The 817-nt window shown below is 76.9% G+C and carries 1 protein-coding gene; it reads right to left on the reverse strand.

Annotation, left to right across the window (positions count from 1 at the left end; translation table 11 throughout):
• Positions 1–816: phytoene desaturase family protein (gene crtI, locus HMPREF3099_RS10865; protein ID WP_141762138.1), on the reverse strand; the 816-nt coding region annotated here is incomplete at its 3' end.
• Position 817 lies beyond the last annotated feature (1 nt).

Below are 817 nucleotides of genomic sequence, written 5' to 3' on the forward strand. Positions count from 1 at the left end.
CGGCCCGCGGCGCGACCGCCCGGCCCCCGCCTCGTCGGTGGTCACCTCCACCACCTCGCAGCCGGTGCGGATCCGCGCGCCGGCCTCCACCGCCACGTCCTGGACGGCCCGCACCAGCGCGGCGAAGCCCCCCATCGGGTAGCGGACACCGTCGGCCAGGTCCATGTGGCTCATGAGGTGGTACAGGCTCGGCGCCGTGCGTGGCGTGGCCGCCAGGAAGACCGCCGGGTAGCCCAGCACCTGCCGCAGCCGGGTGTCGTGCACCGTCCGCGCGACCCGCCGGTGCAGAGACTCGCCCAGCAGCCGCGCCAGCACGCCCAGCCGGGGCAGCACGGCCCGCACCGTGGCCAGCGGCACCCGCCGGAAGGTCGTGTAGAGGAAGTGCGCCAGCGCCAGCTCGTAGCTGCTCCGCGCTGAGTCCAGGTAGCGCCCCAGCGCGGCGCCCGCGCCGGGCTCCACCGCCTCGAACAGCGCCTCGGCCTCCGCGCGCCCGGTGCGTACCTCCAGCGCCGCCGCGTGGCCCTGGCCGAACACCCGGTAGGCCGGGTCCAGGTCCACCAGCGGCACCCGGTCGGCCACCGAGGTGCCCATGAGCGCGAAGAAGTGCTCGAACACCTCGGGCATGAGGTACCAGGACGGGCCGGTGTCGAAGCGCCAGGTGCCCGCCGGGGTGGTGGCCTCCCACGAGCCGGCGCGGCCGCCGGTCACGGCGCGGCGCTCCAGCACGGTGACCTCGTACCCGTCGCGGGCCAGCAGTCCGGCGGTGGCCAGCCCGGCCACCCCGGCGCCGATGACGACCGCGCGCCGCCCGCTCATC

Source organism: Kytococcus sp. HMSC28H12 (assembly GCF_001816045.1).
GTDB lineage: Bacteria > Actinomycetota > Actinomycetes > Actinomycetales > Dermatophilaceae > Kytococcus > Kytococcus schroeteri.